Genomic DNA, 12,115 nt, shown 5'->3' with positions numbered 1-12,115 from the left:
CCCGTGAGGCCCACGCGACCGATCCGGACGCGATCGATCGAACTAGCCCCGCAGCCCCAGCACGAATGGCAGCACCGCGCCCGCACCGGCCTGACGCAGCGTGCGGGCGGCGACCGTGAGCGTCCAGCGGCTGTCGGCGAGGTCGTCGACCAGCAGCACGGGTCCGTCCGGGATCTCCAGGCCCTCAGCGGTGAAACGGTCCCACAGTCCTGCCACCCGGAAGGCGCTGTTGCCGCCGGGACCGCCGCTGGGCCCGCCGTTCGCGAACCCGAGAGTGCCGACGAACGGCAGCTTCCCGATCTCGGCGATGCCGCGCGCGACCGAATCGACCAGCTGCGGCCGCGAGCGCGACGGCATCCCGACCACGGCGACGGGCCGCTCGTCCCAGCCCCAACCGGCGAGCACACGGACGCACGCATCCAGCACCTGGGGTGACACGGGGGCGTCCGGGGCGCCGGCGGCGAAGATCTCGCGCAGCGCGCCGCCCCACCCCAGATCTGTCAGCCGGGCCAGCGCCCGCCCCTCGGCGGCCTGCTCCCCCGCCCCGATGCGCCCCTTGGCGGGGACGCCGAGCCGATCGGCACCCGTCGGCCATTGCCTGCGCGGCTCGATCGGCACGCCCACGCGGTCGAGGGATTCCGCGGCCGCAGCACCGGCATCCGCCCCCACGTCGCTCGGGAACCAGACCCCCGCACAGTTGTCGCACCGGCCGCAGGGCGCCGCGGTGTCGTCGTCCAGCGAGCGCTGCAGGAACTCCATCCGGCATCCATCGGTGCGCTGATACTCGATCATGTGCTGCTGCTCTGCGCGGCGCTCCCCGGCGATGCGCTCGTAGCGCTCGGCGTCGTAAGTCCACGGCTGCCCGGTCGCGACCCACCCGCCCTGCACCCGCCGGACCGCGCCGTCGACATCGAGCACCTTCAGCAACAGCTCCAGCGGAGTGCGACGGATGTCGACCATCGCCTCCAACGCGGGCGTGGAGATCGGGGCGTCGCCGAGCGCGGCGATCACCCGCTCGGCCCGCTCCTGGTCGGGCATCGAGGCGGTGGCGAAGTAGTGCCAGATGTCGCGGTCCTCGACGCCGGGCAGCAGCAGCACGTCGGCGCTGTCACTGGCACGGCCGGCGCGACCCACCTGCTGGTAGTAGGCGACGGGCGAGGACGGCGCGCCCAGATGCAGCACGAAGCCGAGGTCCGGCTTGTCGAACCCCATGCCCAGCGCGCTGGTGGCCACGAGCGCCTTCACCTCGTTGCCCTTGAGCATCCGCTCGGATTCCTCGCGCTCCTCGGCATCCGTCTGCCCGGTGTACGCCCGCACCTCGTGCCCGTGGTCGCGCAGCATCCGCGCGGTGTCGACCGCCGCGGCCACGGTGAGCGTGTAGATGATGCCGGAGCCCGGCAGCTCGTCGAGGTGACTGAGCAGCCACGCGAGCCGACTGGCAGAATTCGGCAGCTGCAGCACGCCGAGCCGCAGGGAGGCCCGTGCCAGCGGTCCCCGGATCGTGAGGACCTCTCCCCCGCCCGAGCCCAGCTGTTCGGCGACGTCCGCCACGACGCGGCTGTTCGCCGTCGCGGTGGTGGCGAGCACCGGGACCCCGGAGGGCATCTCACCGATCAGGTCGCGCAGCCGCCGGTAGTCGGGGCGGAAATCGTGCCCCCAGTCGCTGATGCAGTGCGCCTCGTCGACCACTAGCATCCCGATGCGCTGCACCAGCGTCGGAAGCCGCTGCTCACGGAAGGACGGGTTGTTCAGCCGCTCCGGCGACACCAGCAGCACATCGACCTCGTCACGATCCAGCTGGGCGAGCACGTCCTCCCACTCGTGCGCGTTGGTGGAGTTGATGGCGACCGCCCGCACCCCGGCGCGCTCGGCCGCCGCGATCTGGTCACGCATGAGCGCCAGCAGCGGCGAGACCAGCACGGTGGGACCGGCGCCCTGACGGCGCAGCAGCAGCGTCGCGACGAAGTACACCGCTGACTTGCCCCAGCCCGTGCGCTGCACGACCAGCGCCCGGCGGCGCCCCGCGACCAGCGCCTCGATCGCCTCGTATTGACCGTCGTGAAACTCGGCATCCGGACGCCCGACGAGGTCGCGCAGGGCGACGAGAGCGGCGTTCCGGATGTCTTCGGACGTCGTGGAGGTCATGCCGTCCACTCTGCCGCACCGTACCGACACCAGGGTGCCGTCGCGGCGCTTCCTGGCTTCCCGAGGTCAGCCCAGGCTGCTCGCCACGTGCCAGGCGCCGCGGCGGACCGCCCGCTCCAGGTCATGCGCGCGGGAGCGGAAGTCCTCGCTGTCGGTCGACACCGAGACGGCACCCACGGTGCGTCCGCTGCGGGAGCGCACGGGAGCGGCGATGCACGCCAGGTGCGGCATGTACTCATCGACCTCGACGGCGATCTGCTGCGCGCGCACCTCGTCGAGCTGCTCCAGCAGCGTGCGCTCATCGGTGATCGAACGGGTCGTCAGCGCCGCCGCGCCGTTGCGCTCCAGATAGCGGCGCACCCCGTCATCGTCGCGCGCAGCGAGCATCAGTTTGCCGAACGCGGTGACGTGCGCCGCTTCGGCGAACCCGACGTGCAGCTGCCCGATCCGGGGGAAGGCCGGCGAGTCGGCGACATGCGCGACCGCGATGTCATCGCCGCGGAACACCGTCAGATACGCCGATGCCCGCGCGGTGTCGCGCAGCCGGGACAGCACACCGCGCACCTCCGGCGTCGCCACCAGCTGGGAGCGCACGGCACGGCCCAGGCCGTCCACCGCGCGACCCAGCACGTAGCGGGCGTCGTCGCTGCGCGCCAGGTAGTCGCGCGCGATCAGGGTCGCCAGCAGCCGGTAGGCGGTCGCCGTGGAGAGCTGCAGCCTGACCGCCACCTCGGCGGCGGTGAGCCCGCCGGGGGTCGCGCCGATCTCATCGAGCACCCGCAGCACCCGGTCGGCCGACCGGATGCCGGAATCGCGCAGTGCGGCGTCATCGCCCATGGCGACATCGTACGTCTGCGGCGCCGCCGGTTCACCCGTCATTCGCGCCTGGTGAGAATCGCCTTCGACGTGCGCGCCCCACGGAGCGCACCATGATGTCACCGAACAACGACGTTCCGAAAGGACACCCCTCATGACCGACAAGATCCTGATCCTTACCGGCGACGCCGCCGAGACCCTCGAGGTCTTCTACCCGTACCACCGTCTGCAGGAGGCCGGCTACGAGGTGCACATGGGCGCCCCCGAGAAGCGCACGCTGCAGTTCGTCGTGCACGACTTCGTGGACGGCTTCGACACCTACACCGAGAAGCCCGGGCATCGCTGGGACGCCGACATCGCACTCGCCGACGTCGATCCCGCCGACTACGTCGCGATCGTCGTGCCCGGCGGTCGTGCTCCGGAGTATCTGCGCAACAATCCGGACGCGCAGCGCATCGTGCAGCACTTCTTCGAGCGCAACGCGCCGGTGGCCGCGACCTGCCACGGCCCGCTCCTGCTCGCCGCAGCCGGTGTGCTTGAAGGCCGCACGTCCTCCGCCTACCCCGAACTGGCGATCGACGTGTCCACCGCGGGCGGCATCTTCGAGGACGGCGGCGGCGTGGTCGACGGCAACCTCGTCACCGCGCGCGCCTGGCCCGACAACGGCACCTGGATGAAGGCGTTCCTGGAGGTGCTGGAGGGCGCGAAGGTCACCGCCTGAACCGTCCGCCGCAGGTGCGGGCGGTCGGCGTTGCGCGTCGTGGTTCCCGCTAGCGTGGAGGGATGATCAGCCGCGAACTCGCCGTCGACCTCCGCGAGGCCGGCCTGGCGTGGCATCCCGCCAGCGGCGACCGCTTCCAGCTCGACCTCTCCGACGAGGTCGAGCTGGAAGTCGAAGCCGACGTCTTCACGGTGAGCGAGATGACCATCGAGGCCAGACGCACCCCCAGCGGCACCGACCTCGCGTTCAACGGCACGACGGAATGGGCTCTGGACGCGGTCGAACTCGCGGATGCCGTGTGGCTTCCTCGCGAGGATCAGCTCCGCGACCTCCTGCGCGGCACCTTCCGGACGCTGCGCCGCGAACGCGACGCCTTCGTCGTCGAGGTCGAGATCCTCGGCGAGGACCTCGCGTTCGAGCACCCGGACCCGGCCGAGGCGTACGGTCGAGCCCTGCTCGCACTGCTGCGCCGGGCGCACTGAGCGCGACGCGAATCGTGGCCCTGGTGCATCCGTCCTCGACTTGTGCGACAATTGCTGAACGATCGGTTAGTAAAGATGCCCCCGAACGTGAGGAGTCGCTGATGACCGCCCCCGCCGACCTGAATCTCGTCGAAGACGATGCCGATGCACTGGCGCGCTTCGACGACCTCGTCGCCCACGAGCAGCGCATCGAGCCGCGGGACTGGATGCCCGAGGCGTACCGCAAGACCCTGATCCGGCAGATCTCCCAGCACGCGCACTCCGAGATCATCGGCATGCAGCCGGAGGGCAACTGGATCACCCGCGCGCCGAGCCTGAAGCGCAAGGCGATCCTGATGGCCAAGGTGCAGGACGAGGCCGGCCACGGGCTGTACCTCTACTCCGCCGCACAGACTCTCGGCGCGACCCGCGACGCGATGATGGATCAGCTCATCAGCGGCAGGGCCAAGTACTCCTCGATCTTCAACTACCCCACCCCCACCTGGGCAGACATGGGGGCGATCGGCTGGCTGGTCGACGGTGCCGCGATCGTCAACCAGGTTCCGCTGTGCCGCGCGTCATACGGCCCGTACGGTCGGGCGATGGTGCGGGTCTGCAAGGAGGAGTCCTTCCACCAGCGCCAGGGCTTCGAGATCCTGCTGACGCTCATGCAGGGCACGGACGAGCAGCGGGAGATGGCGCAGGATGCGGTGAACCGCTGGTACTGGCCCAGCCTGGCGATGTTCGGCCCGCCGGATGACCAGTCGCCGAACTCTGCCCAGTCGATGAAGTGGAAGATCAAGCGCTTCTCGAACGACGACCTGCGCCAGCGTTTCGTGGGGATGCTGGTGCCGCAGGCCGAGATCCTCGGCATCACCCTGCCCGACCCGGAACTGCGCTTCGACGAGGCGACCGGCGAGTACGCGATGGGCGAGATCGACTGGGACGAGTTCTTCGAGGTGCTCCGTGGCAACGGCCCGTGCAACGCCGAGCGACTCGAGCGCCGCCGCACCGCTCACGAGGAGGGCGCCTGGGTGCGCGAGGCCGCCGCCGAATACGCCCGGAAGCAATCACTGCGCACAGAAGGGCAGGTGGCGTGATGGCGACTCCCGGTGCCTCCACCAGTCCCGAGACCCAGGGCCAGGAGACCTGGCCGCTGTGGGAGGTCTTCGTCCGCGCGAACCGCGGTCTGAACCACGTGCACGTCGGTTCGCTGCACGCGCCCGACGCGAGCATGGCCGTGCGCAACGCGCGCGACCTCTACACGCGTCGCGGTGAGGGCGTGTCGATCTGGGTTGCGCCGGCGGATGCCATCACCACCAGCGACCCGGACGACAAGGGCGCGTTCTTCGAGAGCCCGGCGGGCAAGAACTACCGGCATGCCGTGTACTACACGGCATCCGAGGGGGTGCCGCACCTATGAGCAGCACAGACGTCCACGTCTCCGTCGACGAAGTGGAACTGGCATCCGAACTCTCCGGCGGTGAGGCCCGCGCGGAATCCGCCGACGTCGCCGAATACGCGCTGTGGCTGGCCGATGACGCGCTGATCCTGTCCCAGCAGCTGGGGGCGTGGATCTCCCGCGCCCCCGAGCTGGAGGAGGACGTGGCGCTGGCGAACATCGCGCTCGACCTGCTGGGTCACGCCCGCTCTCTGCTGCGCTACGCGGGATCGTGGGATGGACGCAGTGAAGACGGCCTGGCCTACTTCCGCGACGAGGCCGAGTTCCGCAGCGCCTGGATCATGGAGCAGCCCAACGGCGACTTCGCGCAGACCATCGCCCGCCAGCTCGTCGCCTCCACCTACATGTTCGAGCTGTACTCGGCGCTGCGCTCGTCCACCGACGAGACCCTAGCCGCGATCGCGGAGAAGTCGGTCAAGGAGGTCGACTACCACCGCGACCACGCCGTGCAGTGGGTGCTGCGCCTGGCCGGCGGCACCGAGCTGTCGCGCGAGAAGATCATCCGCGCACTGCAGGACGTCTGGCCGTACACCGACGAGCTGTTCCGCGACGAGCCGCTCATCGACCGCCTCGGAGATGCCGCAGCACGACCCTCGTCGCTGCGCGCAGGCTTCGACGCCGTGATCGACACGGTGTTCGCCGAGGCCGAGCTGGAACGCCCGGCGGCGCTGGCTTCCCGTGCCGGCGGTCGCCACGGCGCCCACGCCACCCCGATGGGCCACCTGCTCGCCGAGATGCAGGTGCTCGCCCGACGGCATCCGGGGGCGACCTGGTGACCGCCATGACCGCACAGCACCACGACGTCGACGCCCTCGCCACCAGGGCGCGAGCGGTCGTCGCGCATGTCGCCGACCCCGAGATCCCCGTGCTGACCATCGAAGACCTCGGCGTGCTGCGCGAGGTTCGGGCGGACGCCACCGGCCGCGTCACCGTCGACATCACCCCGACGTACAGCGGATGCCCCGCCATGGATGCCATCCGCGACGACATCATCCTCGCCCTGACCGCGGACGGGTTCCACGACGTCGACGTGCGACTGGTGCTCTCCCCGGCCTGGACCACCGACTGGATGAGCGCCGACGGCAAGCGCAAGCTCCTCGAATACGGCATCGCTCCGCCGACCGGCCGTGCCGCCCACGGACCGATCAGACTCCCACTGGCGGTCAAGTGCCCCCGGTGCGGGTCGCTGAGCACCCGCGAGGTCTCCCGCTTCGGCTCCACCTCCTGCAAGGCGCTGTACGAGTGCCGCGCGTGCCTGGAGCCCTTCGACCACTTCAAGGTGATCTGATGACGCTGTTCCGGATGCCGGACGCGCGAACGGCGCCCGCCCCCGGCTCGCGGCGCGCCGGTGACCGCCACCGCGCGCGCTTCCACACCCTGACGGTGTCGGAGGTGCGCCGCCTCACCGACGACGCCATCGAGGTCACCTTCGCCGTGCCCGCCGATCTCGCCGATGAGTACGACTACCTTCCGGGTCAGTACGTCGCGCTGCGGATGCACCTGAACGGCGCCGAGCTGCGCCGTTCGTACTCGCTGTGCCGCCCGCCGGCGCGCACGAGTGACGGCGGTGCGAGCCTGAGCGTCGCCGTCAAGCGCGACGAGGGGGGCGTCTTCTCCACCTGGGCGCAGACGCAGCTGACCGCGGGGTTCGAGATCGACGTGATGAGCCCGCAGGGCACGTTCACCTCGGGGCTCGCGGAGCTGGCGGGTGCGCACGTCGTCGGGATCGCGGCGGGTTCCGGAATCACACCGATGATGGCCCTCGCGCGCGAGCTACTGACGGCATCCGACTCCACCCGGTTCACCCTGCTGTACACCAACCGATCTACGAACGACGTGATGTTCCTGGAGGATCTCGCCGACTTGAAGGACCGCTACCCGACCCGGCTCGTGCTGCACCATGTGCTCTCGCGCGAGCAGCGCACGGCACCGGTGCTGTCGGGCAGGATCGACGAGGAGAAGCTGCGCACGATTCTGGGCACGCTGATCCTTCCGGCGACGGTCGACGAATGGTTCCTGTGCGGGCCGTTCGCCCTGGTGGACCTGTGCCGCGAGGTGCTGTCCGACATCGGGGTGCCGCGCGACAGCATCCGCTTCGAGCTGTTCACCACCGGCGACTCCCCCGTCGAGCGGGGTCCGCGCCGGGTGCAGGTGCGTCAGGGGCAGAAGGCGTATCGGATCGAGATCAACCTGGACGGCGTCTCCTCGACCGTCGAGAGCCCGGTCGATGCGCACGAGTCAGTGCTCAATGCCGCCCTGCGGGTGCGCGCCGACACCCCGTTCGCCTGCTCGGGCGGCGTGTGCGGCACCTGTCGCGCACGGGTGCTCGAAGGCAGCGTCACGATGACGGAGAACTACGCGCTCGAGCCCGATGAGATCGAGCGCGGCTACGTGCTCACCTGTCAGTCCCACCCCACCAGCGACCGCGTCGTCGTCGACTACGACGTCTGAGCGCCATCCCGGAGGAGCACCATGATCGACCTCGCCATCGCATCCGATGTCGCCCACATCACCCTCGATGCACCCGCGAAGCTCAACGCCCTCGATGAGCAGGCGCTGCGCGACCTCGGCGCCGCGTACGACGAGGCCGAGCGCGCGGGCGTGCGCGCGCTGATGCTGCGCGGCGAGGGCCGGGCGTTCTGCGCCGGACGGGACATCTCCGGCGTCGATCCGCAGGACGATGACGTGATCGGATACCTGGGCGGCATCGTCACCCCCCTGCTGCGGCGCATGTCCGCCTTCCCCGCACCGACGTTCGCGGTCGCGCACGGCGCCTGCCTGGGTGTCGGGTTGGGTCTGCTCATCGCCACGGATGTCGTCTACGTCGCGGAGACCGCGAAGATCGGATCGCCGTTCGCGGCGCTCGGAGCCACGCTCGACTCCGGCGGGCACGCGCTGTTCCTGGACCGGCTGGGTGCGCACCGCACGCTCGACCTCATCTACACGGGGCGGCTGATGTCGGGCGCGGAGGCGGTGGCGTCCGGGTTGTTCTCCCGGGTCCTCCCCGATGACGACGTGGTGCAGGCGACGACGGATGCTGCGGCCACCGCCGCGCGCGGCGCGACACGAGCGTTCCTGGAGAGCAAGCGGCTCATCGCCCGCATCCGCGACGAGCGGCTGTCGCTGTGGGACTCGGTCGAGATCGAGAACGCCGCCCAGGCCGCGCTCTGCGACACCGACGACTACCGTGAGGGCTTCGCCGCGTTCCAGCAGAAGCGCAAGCCCGAGTTCCGCGGCCGCTGACCGCAGCCCCCGCGCCCGCCCTGCCCTGCCCGCACTGCCACCCCGCCCTGCGCTCCGGCGGGGAGATGGAAAACGTGGGCTCCCAACACCGCCCACCGACGAAATCCATCCGCACCAGCCGCGGGAGATGGAAAACGTCGGCTCACGACACCTCCCACCGACGAGATCCATCCGCGTCGGCGCGCGGGGTCATGCGGGTGTCGGCGACCGGGGTCATGCGGGTGTCGGCGACCGGTGCGAGAATGCCGGAATGATGCTCTCGGAGCTGGTGTCCACGACGGACGAGGTGACCGCGACGTCATCGCGGTTGGCGAAGATCGACGCGCTGGCCCACCTGCTGTCGGCGGCCGAACCCGATGAGATCCTGCCGCTGACCGGCCTGCTGCTGGCTGCGCCGCGTCAGGGCCGCCTCGGCGTGGGGTGGCGCACTCTGACCGGACTGGATGTCGAGCACGCGCCCGATCCGCAGCTGACCATCGCCGACGTCGACGGTGCATTGGAGGCCCTCGCCGCGGCATCCGGATCGGGATCGGCCGCCGCGCGGCAGAGCGTGCTCGCCGAGCTGGCTGGTCGTGCGACGGCGGCTGAATGGGATCTGCTGGCGCGCTCGATGCTGGGCGAGTTGCGCGCGGGGGCACTGTCCGGCGTCCTGCTCGACGCGATCGCTCGCGCGTCCGGCCGGTCCCCGGCATCCGTGCGCCGGGCGGCGATGCTCTCGGGCGACCTCGGGAGCACGGCGCATCTCGCGTTGACCGGCACCGAGGCCGAGCTCGACGCGATCGGCCTGCAGGTCGGTCGCCCCGTGCTGCCGATGCTCGCGGCGACCGCTGCGACGGCGACAGCCGCCCTCGAGGTCACCGGTCGGGCGTCGGTGGAGTACAAGCTCGACGGTGCGCGCATCCAGGTGCACCGCCACGGCGACGAGGTCGGGGTCTTCACCCGCAGCCTCGCCGATATCACGCACCGGGTGCCCGAGATCGTCGAGATCGCCCGCGGGCTTCCCGCACGCGACCTGATCCTCGACGGCGAGACGCTCTCGCTCGATGAGGACGGCGGCCCGCGCCCCTTCCAGGACACCATGTCCCGCTTCGGCGCCGACGTCTCCCGCGATCTGGTGCTGCGGCCGTGGTTCTTCGACGTGCTGCACCTCGACGGACGCGACCTGATCGACGAGCCGCTCGCCGTGCGGCTCGCGGAGCTGGAGCGCATCGCGGGCGAGTGGCGGATGCCGGGGATCGTCACCGACGAGCCGGATGCCGCTGAGCAGCTCTCGCGCGAAGCACTGGCCGCCGGCCACGAGGGTGTGGTCGTGAAGGCGGTCGACTCGCCCTACACGGCCGGCCGACGTGGAAAGGCGTGGGTGAAGGTGAAGCCTGTGCTCACCTTCGATCTCGTGGTGCTGGCGGCGGAGTGGGGCTCGGGACGCCGACGCGGGATGCTGTCGAACCTGCACCTCGGCGCGCTCGACGTCACTGGGGAGTTCGGCGCACCAGGCGGGTTCGTCATGGTCGGAAAGACCTTCAAAGGGCTCACGGATGAGCTGCTGCGATGGCAGACCCGGACTTTTCCGGAGTACGAGACGCGCCGCACCGCGCAGGCGGTCTTCCTGCGGCCCGAACTCGTCGTCGAGATCGCGATCGACGGCGTGCAGCGCTCCCCGCGCTACCCCGGCGGCATCGCCCTGCGCTTCGCCCGGGTGAAGGGCTACCGGCCCGACAAGAGCGTCACCGACGCCGACACGATCCAGGCGCTGCGCGCACTGCTGCGCGGGTGACGACGTTCAGGCCGAAGGTGCCAGTCCCCGATCCTCCTCCGCCACAGTCCCCCGGAAGGACCACGGGAAGTCGATCCACAGATCAGTGTCCTTCCATGCGTAATCGGGCTGGATGATCGTGGTGGGCTTGGTGTAGATCGTCACCGAGCGCACGTCCGCACCCTTGTCCTGCAGCAGCTGCACGGCGAGCGCGAGGGTGCGCCCCGAGTCCGCGACGTCGTCGACGAGCAGCACGCGCCGGCCGTCGAGGTAGGCCATGTCCAGCTCAGGCGGAAGCACCTCGGGCGCATCCAGCACAGTGCCGATGCCGGTGTAGAACTCCACGTTGATCGCGCCGCAGTTCTTCGCCCCCAGCCCGTACGCGATCGCTCCCGCCGGCAGCAGCCCGCCGCGCGCGATCGCGACGACCACCTCCGGGGCGAAGCCGCTGCCGAGGATGCATCTGGCGAGCTCCCTGGTCGCGTCCCCGAATCCATCCCAGGTGAGCGTCTCGCGCTCGATCGCATCCGTCATGCCCTCGATTCTCCTGCATCCGCGACGCCGCGAGTCACCCGCGGCCCCACCGCGCCGAAGATGGGGTACAAACGAAGAGGACGTCCCTTGCACCCGGCGGGCCGTCCGGCATCCGCAATCCGCTCCGAGGTCTCTCATGTGTCGTCTGTTCGCGTTCGTCTCCCCCGAGCTCTCCACTGCCGGGGCGGCGCTCGGCGCGGGAGGCATCGAGAGCATGCTGTCCCTCGCCCGTCTGCACGGCGACGGCTGGGGGTGGGCAGGCGTGCGCGAGCCGGGAACCGCACCGGTGGTGAACCGATCGCCCCTCTCCGCGGCATCCGACCCCGCCTTCGACGCCGCACTCATCACCCCGGCCTGCGCCGCCATGGTGCACCTGAGATGGGCGACCGCCGGTTTGCCGGTGAACGAGCGCAACGCGCACCCGTTCGAGGCAGATGGGATCGCCTTCGCGCACAACGGCACGATCAAGCCGCTCGACGACCTGCGCGCGCTGCTCTCCCGCGAATCCGTCGCCGCACTGACCGGCACGACCGACAGCGAGATGTACTTCGCGCTCATCCGCGAGCAGCTCGCCCACGGCCTGGCACTTCAGGATGCCGCCGCCCAGGTGGCGCACCGACTGCGGGAGCTGTTCCCCCTGGCCAGCCTGAACGCCCTGATCCTGGACAGCGAGCACCTCGTGGTCGTGCACGCGAGTGCCACCAGCATCCTCACCGACCATGATCGTGCGCGCCTCGCGCCGCTGGCCGCTCAGCTGCCCGACGAGCACAACGAGGACTACTTCGCCCTGCGCAGCCGCACAGACGCGGACGGGAGCATCATGGTCGGATCCACCGGGGTGGCGGGCGAGGACTGGGCGGCACTGCCTGCCGAGTCGGTCACCGCGATCCGGCTCGACGATCGCAGCAGCTCCACCGTGGAGCTGGCGTCGGTCGCGACCGCACGCGCCTGAGCGCCGAGGATAGAATCAAGTCGTCCGG

General features: G+C 70.5%; 13 protein-coding genes. 10 read left to right on the top strand and 3 right to left on the bottom strand.

Going from position 1 to position 12,115, the window contains the following annotated elements; genetic code table 11:
• Positions 1-42: 42 nt before the first annotated feature.
• Positions 43-2,145 (bottom strand): RecQ family ATP-dependent DNA helicase, encoded by a 2,103-nt coding sequence (locus ACFQY2_RS12655; RefSeq protein ID WP_378746216.1) that lies wholly within the window; start codon positions 2,143-2,145, stop codon positions 43-45.
• A 66-nt stretch (positions 2,146-2,211) separates the two neighbouring features.
• Complete coding sequence (locus ACFQY2_RS12650; protein WP_378746215.1) at positions 2,212-2,982, bottom strand: IclR family transcriptional regulator; 771 nt, start codon at positions 2,980-2,982, stop codon at positions 2,212-2,214.
• A 133-nt stretch (positions 2,983-3,115) separates the two neighbouring features.
• Here ACFQY2_RS12650 and ACFQY2_RS12645 point away from each other — a divergent pair, with 133 nt between their 5' ends.
• The 9 genes from ACFQY2_RS12645 to ACFQY2_RS12605 all read left to right on the top strand — a co-directional run bounded on the left by ACFQY2_RS12645 (position 3,116) and on the right by ACFQY2_RS12605 (position 10,622).
• The gene (locus ACFQY2_RS12645) at positions 3,116-3,682 is read left to right on the top strand and encodes a DJ-1/PfpI family protein (RefSeq protein ID WP_378746214.1); all 567 of its coding nucleotides are present in this window, start codon (positions 3,116-3,118) and stop codon (positions 3,680-3,682) included.
• Positions 3,683-3,744: 62 nt separating this feature from the next.
• A complete protein-coding gene (locus tag ACFQY2_RS12640; protein ID WP_378746213.1) occupies positions 3,745-4,164 on the top strand; it encodes a pilus assembly protein CpaE in 420 nt (139 codons plus the stop codon).
• Positions 4,165-4,265: 101 nt separating this feature from the next.
• Positions 4,266-5,243 carry a 1,2-phenylacetyl-CoA epoxidase subunit PaaA gene (paaA, locus tag ACFQY2_RS12635; RefSeq protein WP_378746212.1) on the top strand — a complete coding sequence of 326 codons (978 nt, stop codon included), beginning with the start codon at positions 4,266-4,268 and terminating at the stop codon, positions 5,241-5,243.
• The gene (gene paaB / locus ACFQY2_RS12630) at positions 5,243-5,566 is read left to right on the top strand and encodes a 1,2-phenylacetyl-CoA epoxidase subunit PaaB (protein WP_378746211.1); all 324 of its coding nucleotides are present in this window, start codon (positions 5,243-5,245) and stop codon (positions 5,564-5,566) included. Before paaA ends, paaB begins: the two co-directional genes overlap by 1 nt.
• Positions 5,563-6,381, top strand: a complete 819-nt coding sequence (gene paaC / locus ACFQY2_RS12625; protein ID WP_378746210.1) for a 1,2-phenylacetyl-CoA epoxidase subunit PaaC — start codon at positions 5,563-5,565, stop codon at positions 6,379-6,381. Before paaB ends, paaC begins: the two co-directional genes overlap by 4 nt.
• A 5-nt stretch (positions 6,382-6,386) precedes the next feature.
• Positions 6,387-6,893: a 1,2-phenylacetyl-CoA epoxidase subunit PaaD gene (gene paaD, locus ACFQY2_RS12620; protein ID WP_378746209.1), complete on the top strand. Its 507-nt coding sequence runs from the start codon at positions 6,387-6,389 to the stop codon at positions 6,891-6,893.
• Between the two features lie 14 nt (positions 6,894-6,907).
• Entirely contained in the window at positions 6,908-8,056 is a 1,149-nt protein-coding gene (gene paaE, locus ACFQY2_RS12615; RefSeq protein WP_378746780.1) for a 1,2-phenylacetyl-CoA epoxidase subunit PaaE, read from the top strand.
• A gap of 21 nt (positions 8,057-8,077) precedes the next feature.
• Positions 8,078-8,848, top strand: a complete 771-nt coding sequence (locus tag ACFQY2_RS12610; protein WP_378746208.1) for an enoyl-CoA hydratase/isomerase family protein — start codon at positions 8,078-8,080, stop codon at positions 8,846-8,848.
• 250 nt (positions 8,849-9,098) lie between these two features.
• Positions 9,099-10,622: an ATP-dependent DNA ligase gene (locus ACFQY2_RS12605; RefSeq protein ID WP_378746207.1), complete on the top strand. Its 1,524-nt coding sequence runs from the start codon at positions 9,099-9,101 to the stop codon at positions 10,620-10,622.
• Between the two features lie 6 nt (positions 10,623-10,628).
• Here ACFQY2_RS12605 and ACFQY2_RS12600 read toward each other — a convergent pair whose 3' ends face one another.
• A complete protein-coding gene (locus ACFQY2_RS12600; protein WP_378746206.1) occupies positions 10,629-11,135 on the bottom strand; it encodes a phosphoribosyltransferase in 507 nt (168 codons plus the stop codon).
• A gap of 136 nt (positions 11,136-11,271) precedes the next feature.
• On the opposite strand from ACFQY2_RS12600, the gene ACFQY2_RS12595 reads away from it, so the two are divergent.
• Positions 11,272-12,087 (top strand): class II glutamine amidotransferase, encoded by an 816-nt coding sequence (locus ACFQY2_RS12595; RefSeq protein WP_378746205.1) that lies wholly within the window; start codon positions 11,272-11,274, stop codon positions 12,085-12,087.
• The last annotated feature ends 28 nt before the right edge of the window (positions 12,088-12,115 follow it).

The sequence above is a fragment of the Microbacterium sp. GCM10027623 genome, assembly GCF_042666935.1.
GTDB lineage: Bacteria > Actinomycetota > Actinomycetes > Actinomycetales > Microbacteriaceae > Microbacterium.
This window is presented reverse-complemented; position numbering and strand designations above follow the sequence as displayed.